Annotated in this window: 11 protein-coding genes and 4 pseudogenes; 5 read left to right on the forward strand and 10 right to left on the reverse strand. The window is 45.0% G+C overall.

Annotated features, from left to right (window positions below; translation table 11 throughout):
- Positions 1 to 116: 116 nt before the first annotated feature.
- A complete protein-coding gene (locus B3J29_RS08795; protein ID WP_034580768.1) occupies positions 117 to 707 on the forward strand; it encodes a TIGR00730 family Rossman fold protein in 591 nt (196 codons plus the stop codon).
- Positions 708 to 735: 28 nt separating this feature from the next.
- On the forward strand, positions 736 to 1137 hold the full coding sequence (locus tag B3J29_RS08800) for an NUDIX hydrolase (RefSeq protein WP_034169674.1): 402 nt from the start codon (positions 736 to 738) through the stop codon (positions 1135 to 1137).
- Position 1138: 1 nt separating this feature from the next.
- Here the strand turns inward: B3J29_RS08800 and B3J29_RS08805 are convergent, their stop codons facing one another.
- Together B3J29_RS08805 and recG are read right to left on the reverse strand one after the other, a co-directional pair.
- Positions 1139 to 1774: a ComF family protein gene (locus tag B3J29_RS08805; RefSeq protein WP_175966151.1), complete on the reverse strand. Its 636-nt coding sequence runs from the start codon at positions 1772 to 1774 to the stop codon at positions 1139 to 1141.
- Positions 1761 to 3806, reverse strand: coding sequence for an ATP-dependent DNA helicase RecG (gene recG / locus B3J29_RS08810; protein WP_286965036.1), 2046 nt, complete (start codon positions 3804 to 3806; stop codon positions 1761 to 1763). Before recG ends, B3J29_RS08805 begins: the two co-directional genes overlap by 14 nt.
- A gap of 33 nt (positions 3807 to 3839) precedes the next feature.
- On the opposite strand from recG, the gene B3J29_RS08815 reads away from it, so the two are divergent.
- Entirely contained in the window at positions 3840 to 4652 is an 813-nt protein-coding gene (locus B3J29_RS08815; RefSeq protein ID WP_286965039.1) for an NAD(P)H-binding protein, read from the forward strand.
- Positions 4653 to 5015: 363 nt separating this feature from the next.
- Here the strand turns inward: B3J29_RS08815 and plsB are convergent.
- Positions 5016 to 7247 (reverse strand): annotated as a pseudogene (gene plsB / locus B3J29_RS08820) (glycerol-3-phosphate 1-O-acyltransferase PlsB); the annotation flags it as partial.
- A 282-nt stretch (positions 7248 to 7529) separates the two neighbouring features.
- Here plsB and B3J29_RS08825 point away from each other — a divergent pair.
- Together B3J29_RS08825 and B3J29_RS08830 are read left to right on the forward strand one after the other, a co-directional pair.
- Positions 7530 to 8402 (forward strand): acyl-CoA thioesterase, encoded by an 873-nt coding sequence (locus B3J29_RS08825; RefSeq protein WP_286965041.1) that lies wholly within the window; start codon positions 7530 to 7532, stop codon positions 8400 to 8402.
- Between the two features lie 143 nt (positions 8403 to 8545).
- Entirely contained in the window at positions 8546 to 9784 is a 1239-nt protein-coding gene (locus B3J29_RS08830; RefSeq protein WP_286965043.1) for a dicarboxylate/amino acid:cation symporter, read from the forward strand.
- Here the strand turns inward: B3J29_RS08830 and B3J29_RS08835 are convergent.
- From B3J29_RS08835 to B3J29_RS08865, 7 genes and pseudogenes are all read right to left on the reverse strand, one after another.
- A pseudogene (locus tag B3J29_RS08835) lies at positions 9781 to 10074 on the reverse strand (VOC family protein); the annotation flags it as partial. The gene B3J29_RS08830 and the pseudogene B3J29_RS08835 overlap by 4 nt on opposite strands.
- Positions 10058 to 10790, reverse strand: a pseudogene (locus tag B3J29_RS08840) (metal-dependent hydrolase). The pseudogenes B3J29_RS08835 and B3J29_RS08840, both read right to left, overlap by 17 nt.
- Before the next feature lie 102 nt (positions 10791 to 10892).
- The gene (gene yihA, locus B3J29_RS08845) at positions 10893 to 11810 is read right to left on the reverse strand and encodes a ribosome biogenesis GTP-binding protein YihA/YsxC (RefSeq protein ID WP_005233727.1); all 918 of its coding nucleotides are present in this window, start codon (positions 11808 to 11810) and stop codon (positions 10893 to 10895) included.
- A gap of 93 nt (positions 11811 to 11903) precedes the next feature.
- Positions 11904 to 12344 carry an RrF2 family transcriptional regulator gene (locus B3J29_RS08850; RefSeq protein ID WP_175966140.1) on the reverse strand — a complete coding sequence of 147 codons (441 nt, stop codon included), beginning with the start codon at positions 12342 to 12344 and terminating at the stop codon, positions 11904 to 11906.
- Positions 12345 to 12432: 88 nt separating this feature from the next.
- A complete protein-coding gene (gene hmpA / locus B3J29_RS08855) occupies positions 12433 to 13641 on the reverse strand; it encodes an NO-inducible flavohemoprotein (RefSeq protein WP_286965048.1) in 1209 nt (402 codons plus the stop codon).
- Positions 13642 to 13793: 152 nt separating this feature from the next.
- Positions 13794 to 15314 (reverse strand): annotated as a pseudogene (locus tag B3J29_RS08860) (helicase HerA-like domain-containing protein).
- Between the two features lie 18 nt (positions 15315 to 15332).
- Positions 15333 to 16535 (reverse strand): PLP-dependent transferase, encoded by a 1203-nt coding sequence (locus tag B3J29_RS08865; protein ID WP_286965049.1) that lies wholly within the window; start codon positions 16533 to 16535, stop codon positions 15333 to 15335.
- Positions 16536 to 16695 lie beyond the last annotated feature (160 nt).

Consider the following 16695-nt stretch of genomic DNA (forward strand, 5'->3'; position numbering starts at 1 on the left):
TGCGTGTATTTTAGACAAGGAATTGAATAAAAACACTGATTGTGCAGTTATTTTTGAAAAAAAAACTCTCAGGCGCTGCCTGCGTACTATATACCGGCAATGCAATGGTGAAAATGATGAATTCTATCGCAATTTTCTGTGGCTCAGCGCTAGGTTCTGAACCTGGTTATAAACAAATTGCTGAAAAGGTAGGCCAAACCCTGGCAAAAAGACAGCAAACACTAATTTATGGTGGGGGTCGTTCCGGATTAATGGGCATTGTAGCAGATAGTGCCTTAGCTGCAGGGGGCGAGGTCATTGGTGTCATTCCAAGATCCTTAGTAAATCGCGAACTGGCACATCCGCATATTACCAAGTTGTATGTGGTCGATAATATGCATGAGCGTAAGACCAAAATGTCAGAACTTTCCGATGGTTTTATTGCCATTCCCGGTGGGGCTGGAACGCTAGAGGAAATTTTTGAGCAGTGGACTTGGGCTCAACTCGGGATTCATAAAAAACCTTGTGCTTTTCTTAATGTCGATGGCTTTTATGATGATCTGCTTAAATTCATTCAGATGACCACAGACAAAGGTTTTACCAAGCCACGTTTTACTGAAGCTTTGATTGTGAGTGATGACTTCGAAGAAATTTTGCAGAAATTTCAAGATTACCAGCCGCCTGAAGCAAAATGGGGTATGGTCGATCAGGAAGATCTCGTAAAATAGGGATTTCCTATTTGATCGTTCCGAATTCATGAAAATTATTACCGTTGCAGCTGCTATTATTTTGAATTCTGATCAGCAGCTGCTGGTGGTTCGTAAGAAAAATACTGACTGTTTTATGCAAGTGGGTGGCAAGTTGGAACCGGATGAAGCACCTGAACGCACCCTGCTACGTGAAATTCAGGAAGAAATTGGCTGTCAGGCTGAGATTCAGCAATTTATCGGGCGTTTTGAGACACAAACTGCCAACGAACCGGATCATCAACTGGTCAGTTATGTTTATCTGGTGCAATTAGATGGCGAGCCACATATTGAGGCTGAGATTGCCGAAATGAAATGGGTGGACCTGAATCAGAAAGATGTGAAACTTGCACCATTGACTACAGAAATTGTCATACCCTGGGTTAAAAAGAACTTATTGGTACAAGCCTGATTTAAAGTTTGGCTCCTGCCAGACAAGCGGCGTAAATCTGCTGGCAGCCCAGTTTTTCCAGTTGCTGGCTTAAAGCTCGAATCGAGCTGCCAGTCGTAACCACATCATCGATAATCAGAACCTTACGATAACGAACTTTTGAAGAGGTAGTGACCCTGAATTGGGCTTCAATGTCTTCGATACGTTCCAGACGGCTTAAGCCTTTTTGTGAATGTTGCTTGAGTCGTTCAATGGGCTGCCAGACAGGAACTTGTAAGTGTTTGGCAACATGCTTGGCCAGTAATAGGGATTGATTATAGCCACGTTCGACCAGCCGTTCGGTTGAAATCGGCATAGGAACCACTGCACTGACTTTAGGAAATTTTAAAGCCAGTAATGCACCTGCCAATAATGGTTCCAGATGCAGCTTTTGCTCATATTTAAATAATTGAATCAGGCGATCCATCGGGTAGGCATAGTCACACGCCACCTGAAACTGCATTTCCTGACGCTGAATGGTCTGATGTGCCCAAGGTAACTGTTGCCAGCAATCCTGACAGACAGAATGCAGGTTTTGATAATCTGTCTGGCACAGCTGACAAGGCTGTAAACGATTCAGCCAGAGTTTACCCTGTTGTAACAGCTTAAACATAGGCATAGCGTGGAGCCTCAGGTAGCCAGCGTTTTAATAATGCATCCGCCTGTTTCGGATAATCTTTTAGCATCTGCTGGGCCACATAATGCGCCTGATTCAGCAAGTGATCATCACGTTCCAGCTTGGCTACACGGAAACCCATATCACCGGTCTGTTTGGTTCCTAACAATTCACCCGGACCACGTAATTCCAGATCTTTCTCGGCAATGATGAATCCATCATTGGTTTCACGCATGATGCGCAGACGTTCCTGACCATTTTGTGACAATGGATTTTTGTAAAGCAGGGCACAGAAACTGGCTTTGGCACCCCGGCCAACCCGACCACGCAGCTGATGTAGTTGTGACAGGCCGAGACGCTCGGCATTTTCAATCACCATAATGGACGCATTCGGGACATCAACACCGACTTCGATCACAGTTGTAGCAATGAGTAGCTGTAGTTTATTGTCTTTGAATTCCTGCATGACTGCCTGTTTTTCATCAGCTTTCATCTTGCCATGTACCAGACCGATATTCAGTTCAGGAAAGCGTTCCTTAATTTCGGCAAAGGTTGCTTCTGCAGCTTGGGCATCCAACGTTTCAGACTGTTCTACCAATGTACATACCCAATAAGCTTGCTTACCTTCAGCACAATTCGTGGCAATCCGTTGCAGAACCTCTTCTCGCCGATCTAACGGAATAGTCACAGTCTGGATCGGAGTACGGCCCGGTGGGAGTTCATCAATAATCGAAGTATCCAGATCCCCATAGGCTGACATGGCAAGCGTGCGCGGAATCGGGGTCGCGGTCATCACCAGTTGATGCGGCGACATGCCATCCAAGCCTTTATTTCTCAAGGCTAAGCGTTGATCGACCCCAAAACGATGCTGCTCATCAATAATCACTAAGCCCAGTTTGGCAAACTCGACATTTTCCTGAAACAGGGCATGTGTGCCTACCACAAGATGCGCGCTACCATCACGGATCACTTGCTCTGCTGCAGCACGCGCTTTACCTTTCTGTTTCCCGGAAAGCCAGGCGACATTTAAACCGAGTGGTTCGAACCAGCGCTTGAAGTTGAGGTAATGCTGTTCGGCCAGAATCTCAGTGGGTGCCATCAGCGCGACTTGCCAGCCTTCTTCTAGGGCATGACAGGCTGCTACGCCGGCCACTAAGGTTTTTCCTGCACCCACATCACCCTGCACCAGACGTAGCATCGGTTTATTCTGCTTCAGGTCTATGGCAATTTCTTTGGATACACGTTTTTGTGCACCGGTCATTTCGAAAGGCAAACCGGCCAAAAGCTGTTTGGCATAGGTTTTACTCGGAGAAAATGAAGGGGCTTCAATCTGCTGAATAAAGGCACGCCGAGTCAGCAAACTAATTTGATGCGCCACCAGTTCCTCAAAAATCAGACGCTGCTGTGCTGGATGTGAGCCTTGAGTGAGCTGCAACATATTGGCATCCAACGGTGGATGATGAATATATTCCAATGCTTGCTTTAGACCATAACCATTGCTAAATTTTTGTGGCAACAGTTCAGGCAAATCATCACTATGCAATTCTAGTGCCTGTTTAATATATTCCCGCAGCTTGGGCTGAGTCAGTCCTTCGGTTGCCGGATAGATCGAGGTGAGTTGGGTATGAGGCAGAGGTGTATGGTCAGTAATCACTTGCAGCTCTGGATGATACATTTCCAGGCCACGGGCGCCGACTCGTACTTCACCAAAGGCCCTTAAACGGTTACCGAGCTTGCAGCGATCGGTAATGCCTTTATAAATATGATAAAAGCGCAAGGTTACTTTGCCAGAATCATCATCCAGTAACACCGCCATGGACTTGCGTTTACCGGGAGGGAAATCAACCCCTTTCACGACACCTTCCAGCAAATAGCTGCGTCCCACTGTCAATTGATTCATGGGAATGATCGTGCTACGGTCTTCATAGTCACGTGGTAGATGAAAAAGCAAATCATCAGTATTAAAGATATTTAGTTTTTCGAGTAAAGCAGCGGCGGCATTGCCAACGCCTTGTAACTGATGGACTGCAGCCATGTCCCCTCAACCAGGTCTGTGATTCGGTGTCGAATGCATATTTTATTTATTGGTTATGGTAAAACATCCGAGCGGGTAGCTAAACAATTATTTGAGCAAGGTCATCAAATTAGCACAATTAGCCAAAGTCCCAAAACAGATTCATTCGCAACTCATCTGATTCAGGATGTGCACAATTTAGATTTAAGTGCAGTCGCTCCGATAGATTGGGTCTATGTGTTACTCAGTCCCAAACAGAGTTGTGTCGAAGCCTATCAGCATACTTATCTGGATTCGGTTCAGCCAATCGTTACTGCCTTGAAATTTCATCCGGTAAAAAGAATGGTGGTGGTGTCATCAACCCGGGTTTATGGACAGAATGCGGGTGAAAGCGTGGATGATGAAACTGAAATTTATCCGAATGATGTTCAAGGTGAAATTCTGCATCAGATGGAACAGGTATATCTCGCGGCTTATCCTGAACAATGTACCATTATCCGCCCAAGTGGGATTTATGGGGCTTCTGTGGCACGTATGCAGAAAATGGCAGCATCAATGACCAGCTATCCAAATCTGCATTGGTCGAATCGGATTCATATTGAAGACTTATCACGTTTTCTAGCTCAGATGATTCACGTGGAACATCCTGATTCTTCATATATTTTGACCAATAATCAGCCAAGACTTCTGCATGAAGTCCTGCAATGGTTTCAGCAGCAGATGGGCGTACCTATATTGAAAGTGGAAAGTGACAGGGTGACGGGTAAAAAGCTGTATGCCACAAGAATTGAAAAGATGGGATTTGAATTACAATATCCAGATTGTTTTCAGGATTATTTAGAGTTGATGAATAAGACTGATCTATAAATTTGGAAGTTACTCCTTCCTCTGGGAGGAGGTTAGGAGGAGGGTTTTTTAAATCACCTCTCTCTAACCATCTCCTAAAAGGAGAGGGAATATCTATTATTTTTATTAAGTCTCAAGCAAAAAAAGAGAGGCCAAAACCTCTCTTCTCCTTTACTTAAGCTTTACTTTTTCTTGCGTTTCGCACGTTTCTTGGCTTGTTCAGCCGCAACTGCATCTAATGCTTCTTTCAGCTCTTCATCGGTAAAGGACGTGATGTGATGCAACATTTGCAGCTTCACTTCATCCAGTACCAGATCCGCATACTGTGCAACATTGGTCAGCTGCTCATCATAGATAATGGCATTGTCTTCGTTGGTACANNGAAATGTTGCCTGGTCCACGCTGAGTGATTAAAGCCAGTGTCATATAGTAACGTTCCAGACTTTGGGTCACTGGAGCAGCCAGAACTTCAAGCTGGTGATGCGCTTCAGTATTTGGTGCTGGTGCTACCAGATTTTCACCATCTTCACTGATCAGGTTGGTTGCAAGTAAAGCATCGATATATGCGTCAACGTGTTGCTGAATTTCGTCTTCTTTCCATTTCAGGAACAGCTCGGCTTTCAGGAACGGATAGAGCGTACTGCTGGCATTAATCGCATCTTCACGACGAATCATGCCGTTGTGTTCTACCAGTGCTGCAATCAGGGAAGGCAGTACAAAACTATGCACGATGTTATTACGGAAATAGGTCAGCAATACAGCCTGATTATCTTCAATCGCAATAATATCGCCCAGAACATGTTTCACCCGTTTGATCAGCTTGAGCTTCATTGCATAGGCAATAATCTCTTTACCTGAAAGTGAGGTAATTTGCATACGCTCATCATAAGGTAAAGCCACCAGCAGATTACGGTAGGTATCCAGCTGCTTGATACAGATTTCTTCGTCCAGGGTATGTTTCGGTGTTGCCAATAAAATAAGTGACAGCAGAGAAACTGGATTCACCACGACTGCACGGTTGATATTTTCCAGAATGGCTTGAGCGGAACTGTTGACTGCGTCGGATACCGGCTGCGGAATCGGATCATCATTCTTTTCAATTTTGATATGTTCTGCACCGTGCTGTTTCAGGATGTCATCCAGAAATACTGGTTCACCGAAATTCAGATGGACCTTGCCAAAAATACGTTCAATTTTGCGCAAGGTTTTCAGGATACCGAAAATAGATTCTGCTTCTTTCGGCTTGCCGTTCATCTCACCGACATAAGTACCACCTTCCATCAGGCGTTCATAGCCGATATAAGTCGGAACAAAGACAATTGGCTTGGCCTTGCCACGTAAATGACCATGTATGGTCATCGCCAGCATGCCGGTTTTTGGTGGCAGCAGACGACCAGTACGTGAACGGCCACCTTCGATAAAGTATTCCAGTGGAGTATTACGCGACAGCACGCTATACAGATACTCTTTAAATACAGTGGTATAAAGTGCATTACCGCGGAAGGTACGACGGATAAAGAAAGCACCACCACCCCGTAAGATCTGGCCCACAAATGGCATGTTCAGGTTATCGCCTGCCGCAATATAAGGCACCATTAGGCCACGGCGATAGATTACGTAAGACAATAACAAATAGTCGATATGACTGCGGTGACATGGCGTATAGACAATTTCATAATCTTTGGCCAGTTCACGCACTGTACTGAAATTATGCACTTCAACACCGTCATAGAGCTGGGTCCATAAACGGGTCAGGGCTTTATCGGCGAAACGCACGGTAGAATGAGAATAGTCCGATACAATTTCATTCAGATAGCCAATCGCACGACGTTCTGCTTCCAGTATACTGATTTTGCTACGGATACTTTCGTTACGAATAGCCGCCTGTACATCCGGAGATTTAATCAGGCCATGCATCACATTACGGCGATCTGACAGGTCAGGGCCGAGAATCACTTCACGCTGTGCATCTAGATAATCATTTAGTCGGCTAACAATATAGGTCGCTGGCGCTGAATTTGGATAGGTTTCTTTGGCAAAGTCCATGAGGGCGCGTAAAGATTGCGGCTCATGAAACTCCAGATAAGACTGGCGGCCATGCAGACCGATATTCACCAGCTGTTTGACTCGGCTTGGTGTTGACCAGGTATCGGTAAATAAAAGCTTGAACCAGGAATCTTCTTTTTCAGGATCACGACCCCAGAGCACAGTGACCGGTACTAGTTCCACGTCTAGTTCAGGATTTTTTTCGAGTACTTCAATCAGACGTAACAGACGTGGTGGAAAGGCATGTGGTGGTGAGCTAAGCAGATTATTCTCATCATGGTACTGCAGGAACAGTACTGAAGCCTTTTCCTTGCTGTCACCAATCTGTAGAGGATCGAGCGCAGGTGGCATATTTAAACGGCGAGTTTCTGCATCAACTACCAGCGCATTACTGCGTGAATGATTCTGCAAGATATAGCAGACAATTTTCTGCTGCGCTGCCGGAATCTGGTCAGCAGTAGGAGTTGTCACTTCACTTGGTACTTTCCCAAGAACATGCGGGGTGACTACAAGATCAAGTAGCTTACTTGAAAGCTTGCGATACATTTGACCAAAGCCACTCTTGGACATAGTTACTCCTAATTTTACTGACCAAAACTACAGAATTTCTGAGGGAATTTATTTTGATTGATTATAAAAACAAACAATATGTCATTTTCTGACAAATTCAATCGAAGTGGTTCAATTTTAGCGCGAAAGCAGATGTTTTTCCTAGTAAGTTGCAAGAGCAGTTGACAGAACAGTCAATCAATCTTTAGAAGATTGCTTGGATTTTATGGCAGAATATTCAGAATAAATTGTATAGATTTATTTCTACACTTCTGGATCTTGCCAATATCACACAGGTTGCTTATGAATGCCTTAACACAGGAACTGGTCGAGCTGCTCAGTTTAGAAAAGTTAGAAGAAAATATTTTTCGGGGAATTAGCCGTAATCTGGTAGGCAAGCGCGTATTTGGTGGGCAGGTTCTGGGACAGGCCCTACGTGCTGCGTCTTATACCACAGATCGTCCTGCACATTCATTGCATGCCTATTTCCTGTTTGGTGGCGATGTCAATGCACCGATCATTTATGAAGTAGACCGTATCCGTGATGGCAAAAGTTTCGTCAGCCGTCAGGTTCGTGCCATTCAGCATGGCCGTACTATTTTCATGTGTATGGTTTCTTTTGCGCATCAGGAAGAAGGCCTGAACTATCAGATTTCAGAACCTGAATATCCACCGGTAGAAAGCCTGAAAAATGAAGCAGAACTCACCCGGCAGATTATTGAATTTATTCCGGAAAATGTACGTGCGTCTTTCATGCGTGACCGTCATGTCGAGATTCGTCCTGTGATGCCGGTGAACCCATTCCAGCCGCAACCGGAAGCGCCGAATTATGCGCACTATATCCGTACTCATGGAAAGATTGCTGCAGAAGTGGATGAAATTTCCCTGCATCAGGCGATTGCTGCTTTCTATTCAGACTTTACCTTAATGACCACGGCGCTACGTCCGCATGGTTTGAGTTATCTTTCACCAAGCTTGCAATGTGCCAGTATTGATCACGCCATGTATTTCCATAAACCATTCCGGGTAGATGAATGGATGTTATACGACATGGACGCTACTCAAAGTGCCAGTTCACGTGGTCTGAACTTTGGCCGTATGTGGCAAAATGGTGAGCTGGTCTGTAGTACCACACAAGAAGGCTTGATCCGTTTACGTGAAATTGAAACCCAGTAAAGCGGACTTTTAATCTAAATAAAGCCGGATCCCAGATCCGGCTTTATGTTTTTTTAAGCATGGCTCTTTATAAAAAATTACTCGATTCTCCAGCATTTGCATGGCATAGTGCCCTTAAGATCAATATTAAAAATGCATGTAAAATGAGCTTAAATACGCAGATTTTAATTGCCGCCGTATTAGGGGTACTGTTTGGATTTCTACTGACTTTATTTCCGCAAAGCACATTTTTTGATGTCGGCCTGTACGGGATTGGAATTGCCAGCAGCCTTTTTATTGGCCTGCTGAAAATGATTTTGATTCCTCTGATTTTTACTTCAATCGTGGTTGGTGTGTCTAATCTGCAGGCGGGGGGGCAGCTGAGTCGAACTTGGAAAATTACTTTGCTGTGTTGTGTGACCACCACCTCATTGGCACTGATTCTTGGCCTCACTTGTGCACATCTGTTTGATGTAGGGAGAGGTGTGGATGTGGTGATGTTTCAGGATGCCATGGCTCAGCATCAAACGCCTGATACCTTAACGCCGTCGTCTTTCTTTACTAATTTTATTCAGAATACCCTAATCAATCCTTTTAAGGCCTTTGCTGATGGCAATGTCCTAGCCGTTGTAATTTTTGCTCTATTTATCGGTGTGGCTCTGGTCGCAGGTGGAAACAGCTTCCGTACTGTGCGTAAACTCAGTCACCAGTTTTTTGACATCATGATGTTGATGATTGGCTGGATCATGAAACTGGCACCGATTGGGATTTTTGCATTACTCGCCAAGTTAATTGCCACTGAAGATATTTCAGTACTGAGCCGTCTGGCCGAGTTTGCGGCAGTCGTGACAGGGACCACAATTTTTCATGGGATAGTGGTGTTGCCGTTATTGCTATGGATCTTCGGAAAAATGAATCCACTGACCTTTTTTAAAGGCACCCGTAGTGCATTAATTACCGCCTTTGCCACCAGTTCCAGTTCGGCAACCATGCCGATTTCTTTAAAGTGCGCGCAGGAAAATCTAGGGGTACGTCCGCAAACAGCCGGTTTTGTGATTCCACTTGGCACGCAGCTGAATATGGATGGAACAGCACTTTATGAAGCAGCCGCAGCTTTGTTTATTGCCAATCTGATGGGGCTGGATCTAACCTTAGGTCAGCAGCTGGTGGTTTGTGCCACGGCAATGATTGCGTCCCTAGGTGCACCGGGTATTCCAAGCGCCGGCATGGTCACCATGATCATGGTGCTGCAATCGGTGGGGCTGCCTGCTGAAGCGATTGCGATTTTACTTCCGATTGACCGTCTGCTGGATACCGTACGTACTGTGGTCAATGTACAGGGCGATATGATGATTAGTGTGGTGGTAGATCGACATACCCGCGAGCCTGAAGTGCCAGTTTAATCTTTGTCTAATTCAGCTTTATCTAAGTCTGGATTCCAGACAATTTCCCAGAGATGACCATTGGGATCCTGAAAATAACCTGCATATCCGCCATAAAAAGTCGTGTGTGCAGGTTTAATAATTTTAGCACCGGCACGTTCTGCCTGTGCCATTGCTTGATCGACTTCTAAGGGGCTATAAACATTATGTCCCAGAGTCATTTGAGTCGGACAGATTGGACTCGGCTCCAGACCGGTATCTTGCTGGATACTACGCTGTGGCCATAAGGCAAACTTAAGCGACTTTGAAAGTAGCACGTTTGGCTGCCTGTGAATGGTCGAGATAATGCAGCGCATCATCGGTACTGCCTTCATGCACCGGATCATACCAGGGCATTAAGTAGACGAGCTGTTGGGATACTAACCACAGCGGATTAGGTAGCAGGCGGTTATCAAACTGAGAAATACGCAACCATTCTTTCCAGATCCAGCATATTCGGATCAGCACCCAGACGTTCCCATTCAGTATTGTAGAGTGCATATTTACCCAAGACACAGGTCATATGTTCTATCGTCGCAATGATACCGAGACGAAACAGATCCCATTGGTGTTCTAAGATTTTAGGAATTTTGAGACCGAATGGCTGATCGGCGAGCAGCTTGTTAAATAGGAAATGCATGATGTTCAGATTGCGCTGGATATCAATCTGGCGTTCAGATCAATATTCTTTATTGGCCGAATTATGTGCCTGGGCATGCATGGCTTCCTGACGGATAAACGCCTGCACATCATGCTTTAATTTTTCGTCAGTGATCTGGGGGAGGACTTTGTTATATAAACGGCAGAACCAGAGTTCACCCGCGGGCAGAATATTGTTAATTTCATTGACGAAGTAACTGGTAAAGGGCTGATCAGGAATCCAGTCGACTGGAGTGTCTTGCCATTCAAAGCTGACTTTGCGAGGCTAGATAAAATAGGAAATGGAAGAGCTAATTCTTGTTGTTTTGAAGCGCGAAAGTAAAGACATGGTGTGAATCCATCACTGCTTGATCAAGACAGTATGAAAAAAATATCCCAAATTGCAGCAGGCAATACGGGACATTCTTTTATCCGATGAAACACATTCGGCTTATTTTTGTGGATCCTGTTCGACAATCTCAGCTGGATCGGCTTCTAGAGGCGCATCCAGATCATTCAGTTCACTGGCAGTGACTTCATGAGCGCTGTTGGTTTTATCTTCATCTTCTAATAATTCAATTGGTTCATCAGCTTCGTTTAAATCATGCATTGAAGCTTCAGGAATGCTGTCCAGATCAAATTCAGGTGCTTGATTCAAAGTGAAGTTCAAACGGCCGCCCATCACACTGGCCAATTCTTCCAAACCTTGCTTGTTTAGAGAAGAGAATAGTTGAATCGAGAAATCCAGCTTCATCTTTTTCAGTTTGGCTTTCACTTCTTGTAGCGCTTTCGAAGCGGGGCCACGGTTCAGCTTGTCGGCTTTGGTCAACAGGACATGTACGAATAATTTACGTGAATACGCCCATTCCAGCATCATCACATCAAAGTGTTGTAGCGGGTGGCGGATATCCATCAGCAACACCAGACCTTGCAGGCTCTTGCGGTGAATCAGATAGTTTTCCAGTTCTTTCTGCCAGACAATTTTCATGGCTTCTGGGACCGCTGCATAGCCATAACCCGGTAAATCGACCAGACGCTGATCCGGATTGCCAAGGCTAAAGAAGTTGATCATCTGGGTACGGCCTGGTTTTTTGGACGCACGGGCCAACTGTTTCTGATTGGTCAGGGCATTGATGGCACTCGATTTACCTGCATTAGAGCGGCCAGCAAAAGCCACTTCATAACCGGTATCTTCTACACACAAGCTCAGCTTGGGTGCACTCATCAGGAACTCAGCTTTGCGTAACCAGTTGAGGGCTTGTACCGAATATTCAGTAATGGCTGGATCGACCTTTTTTTCATAGCTGATCTTTTGCTTTGGGGCATTTGATGCCTTACTGTTTTTCGACTTTCCTCTGCTGTGATGCATGACTCAACTTCAATGACTAATTATACAAGAAGCTATTATAAAGGAAGTCGGGCGGGCAAGCGAACTTTAGAATTGTTCAATAGAATAAGGGTATTAGAGATTGATCAGACTAATCGGTGACTGGATACTAAAATGTTCCTTAGTCGGTTCAACGACATCACCCAGAATATATTGATCCAGAATGGTATAGAACTGCTCCACAGCCTGATCCAGAATGCCTTTTAATCCGCAATTGGTACGTAATATACAAGGTGGATCATTACATTCTACAATCTGGTTATCACGTTGTAGAATACGCACAATCTGTCCTAGCTGAACTTTCAGGGCAGCTGGATTAAGACGGATTCCACCCCCTTTACCACGAGAAGTAATGAGCCAGTCCTGTTTCGCCATAAAGTAGACGATTTTCATGGCATGGTTCTGCGAAATCTGTAAGCGCTCCGCCAGCTCGGCAATTGTATAAGGCAGATCACGGGGTTGTGCAACATACATCAGTATGCGCAGCGCATAGTCAGTAAATTTATTCAGTTGCATGATAATACTGATGTTTTTGATGAAAAAATTAGGGTTAGTCTAGCATACCAGACTAACCCTCTGTTTTTATTTTAAGCTGAAGAAGCAGTTAGTGGCGTACACCACCTGTGCCAAAGGCTTCGCTATGAATGTTCTCAGCAGGAATTCCGCGAGCGACAAGTGTCTTTTGCTGTTCAGCCATAAATGGCATTGGGCCACAGAGATAGTAGTCTGCATTGGCTGGTAATAATGCGCTATCTACAGTGCTTAAGTCCAGTCGACCGGCAACATCATAATCCTCGCCCAGTTTATCGCTTGGGTGCGGGAATTCATAAGCAGTCATTGTGCTTAAACGTGGGTATTTGGCTTTCAGGTCATGAATATGCTGTTTCATTGCATGAACCTGTTTGCTACGGCAGGCATGGATAAAAGTCACAGGCTGTGGCATGTCCAGAGTCACCAGCTGGTTTAGCATGGCCACCATTGGAGTTAGACCTACACCGCCACTGATGAACACATTACGTTTGTTCGGATCGATCAGGTAGAAGTTACCTGTTGGTGCAGAGACTTCAATTTCTGAACCTTCTGGCAGGCTGTGTAGGGTATTGGATACCCAGCCTGGAACCATGTCGCCTTTCTGGTCTTCACGTTTCACCGAGATACGCAGGTAATCCGCTTGTGGGCAAGTCGATAGAGTATATTGGCGTGGCTGTTTTAGGTTCAGCTCAGGCACGAATACACGTACTGAAATGTATTGGCCGGCTTCATATTTTGGTAATGGACCGCCGTCAACTGGAGTCAGGTAGAACGAAGTGATTTCATCACTTTCCACGACTTTCTTGGCAATCTTGAAGTTGCGCCAGCCTAACCAGCTACCTTTAGTCTGTTCATGCTGGTCGTAAATCGCTTTTTCAGTTGCAATAAACAGATCCGCCAGTTGACCGTATGCTGCAGCCCAAGCATCAATCAGTGGATCATCCATAGAAATGTTCAGCACTTCACTGATCGAATATAAAAGGTTTTCCCCAACAATACCGTAGTCTGGTGCCTTAATATTTAAGCTCACGTGCTTGTGTGCGATCAGCTCAACCACGGGTAACAGCACAGATGGATCTTCGATATTTTCAGCATAAGCCAGAACCGCACCTGCCAAGGCTTGTGCTTGAGCTCCACTGCGTTGATGTCCCATGTTAAAGGTTTCTTTCAAATCAGGATTATTGCCTAGCATGCGGTTATAGAAATAACCGGTCAGGGCGACACCATTCTCACGAAGTACAGGAACAGTGGCTTTTACAAGGTCAATTTGCTGTGGAGTCATAGCTGATCTCTCATGGCTGTTATTTATAAGATGTATTTAAAATACATCTTATAAAATGCTTTTACAATATAGGAAATGCATAAAACCATAAAAAAGTTATGGGATATAAAAATATCCCATAAAAATGATGTTTTCGATCGGAGAAAGGAGGGTTATTTACGCCCGAAGAGGGAAAACCTAATAGACCACGCACAATTTTCTGGCCGGTACTACCACTAAGACTACGTGCTGCACTTTTAGCAAAGGTATCCACAATATCCTGAGTAAGTTTTTCACGTTGCTTAGCTGTACGTTCAGCTTCTTTTTGCTGTTCACGTGCCAAACGTTCCTGTTCCTTGGTTTGCTGTTTGGCAAGTTCCGCGGCTTGAGCCTGCTGCTGACGTTCCAGTACTTTTTGCTGTAGCATCTCATGCGCACTGTCACGGTCAACTTCCTGCTCATAAATACCAGCCACGATGCTTTGTTGCATCAGTGCCTTACGTTCTTCTGGTGTAATCGGGCTAAAAAGAGGAATGTGGGGGCATGATCCAGCCACGTTCAACAATCTGCGGAGTTCCTTTTTCATCCAGACAGCTAATCAGCGCTTCACCCATAGCAAGTTCAGTAATCGCTTCCTGCGCTTTAAATTCTGGATTGGCACGGAAGGTATCTGCCGCCGTTTTGACTGCCTTCTGGTCTTTAGGCGTAAAAGCGCGTAAAGCATGCTGAATGCGGTTGCCGAGTTGCCCTAATACGCTTTCAGGTAAGTCGAATGGATTCTGGGTGACAAAGTAAATCCCGACACCTTTGGAGCGGATCAGACGCACCACCTGTTCAATCTTGTCATGCAGGGCGGGGTTGGCATTATCAAAGAGTAGGTGGGCTTCATCAAAGAAGAACACCAGTTTCGGTTTGTCCAGATCACCCACTTCTGGTAACTGTTCAAATAACTCTGACAGCATCCATAACAGGAAAGTGGCGTACAACTTCGGTGTGTTCATCAGCTTGTCGGCAGCCAGCAGATTGATATTGCCGCGGCCTTTGCTATCCGTTTGTAGGAAATCCATCAGGTCTAGTGCTGGCTCACCAAAAAATTTATCCCCACCCTGATCAGCAAGCGCGAGCAGGTTGCGTTGAATCGCACCGAGACTGGCAGGTGAAAGATTGCCATATTCCACTTTAAAGTCTGCAGCATGTTCACTGACATAACTCAGCATGGCTTTCAGGTCTTTAAAGTCAATGAGTAATAATCCCTGATCATCGGCAATCCGAAAGACAGCAGACAGTACGCCTTCCTGGGTATCATTCAGATTTAGGATGCGGGCAAGCAAAAGCGGCCCAATTTCAGAAATGGTAGTGCGGATCGGATGGCCCTGTTCGCCAAACAGATCCCAGAACACGACCGGCGAAGCTTCAAAAGGAAGTGAGTCAATATTTAGGCTTTTAATCCGTTCATCAAACTTAGGATTACTTTCCCCCGGCTTGGCCAAGCTGGAAACATCGCCTTTGGCATCGGCAAGGAACACGGGTACACCAATGCGGGAAAAACTTTCTGCCAAAACTTTCAAAGTTACCGTTTTACCGGTTCCGGTCGCGCCGGCAATTAGTCCGTGACGGTTGGCAAGCTGTGAGTGCAGTACAATATCTTGCGTGGTATCACTGGTTTTTTTAGCAATAATGATTGGTGTGCCCATAAATTTTCCTGTTGTTATTTATTCATTTTTAAGTTTTTTCATTTCTTGTAGTGCATGCTGAATATCTTCAATCAGATCTTCGGGATGTTCCAGACCAATACAGAAACGAACCAGAAAACCCTCTTTCAAATGTGAATGTTTAAGCACACGCATTTCTTTTAAGTTATATAGCATGACCAGACTGACAGGACCACCCCAGCTAAAGCCAAGCTTAAACAGTTGTAAGCTGTCACAGAAATTGCGAATATCTTGCAGCTTGTAGTTATTGTCAAAAATCACGCTGACTAGTCCGGCACTGTGTCCTTGCTTGCAAATTTCTTTCCAGTATTCATGACCTGCGTTGTCAGCATTAGCCGGATGTAAGACCTGGATAAATTCTGGTTGCTGTTTGAGCCAGTCTAATAAAGTTAAGCAGCTTTGTGATTGATGTTCATATCGGAGTTGCATCGAAGCCAGACTACGTTGTACCTGAGCGACATCATCACCTGATACTGAAATACCCTGAATGGCATGCGCACGGAACAATTTGTGGTGCAGTTCTTTATTGCGGGTCACCACTGAACCCATTAGGATATCACCGCCACCACTTGGATATTTGGTCAGGGCATGCACAGTCATATCGACACTTAAATGATCCTCACTAAAATCAAATGCATTAAAGGCAAGGCCTGCACCCCAGGTATTATCCAGCGCAGTGAGGATGTTGTTCACTCGGGCCTTCTTGACCAAGCGACTTAAATCGGGAAATTCTAATGTCACAGAACCTGGTGCTTCCAGCCAAAGTAGTTTGGCTTTTTCCGAGGGCTGAAAAGTATTCGCATCTATCGCATTATAAACTTTGACCTGAATACCATAGCGGGTTTCCAGATTGCGTAGATGTTCCATGTTTGGACCATAGATATTATCCGCAACCCACACTTCATCGCCCTGGCTTAAAAAACAAGAATTCACGAGATTAATCGCCGATAAACCACTCGGTGCCAGCAAACAATATTGACCACCTTCGATCTGGGCAATGCTATCGCCTAAGGTAAATGTCGTCGGTGTGCCATGCGTGCCATAGCTATAGTCATAGTCATCAGTCCAATGGCGATTAAATAGGGCATCGGTGTTGTTAAAGATGATGGTGGATGCACGAAACAGGGGAGGCTGAATACTGGAAATGTATTGCGGGGCCTTTCGTGGTGCATGAATCAGCGCTGTTTGAGGATTTTTTTTCACGTGAATGCTCTTAAATGTAATCAAATATTGCTTTAGCTTAAGAGAATCTCATTATTGCTGCTAGTTATGTTGTGAAATGTTGAAAAAACAGACATTGCTAAAAAGTTGGCTTCATTTTTGCAAAACCTAAAATCAGAGAGCTACAACAAAAGGTTTAGGC

The sequence above is a fragment of the Acinetobacter sp. UBA5984 genome (genome assembly GCF_002429925.1).
Lineage (GTDB): Bacteria > Pseudomonadota > Gammaproteobacteria > Pseudomonadales > Moraxellaceae > Acinetobacter > Acinetobacter variabilis.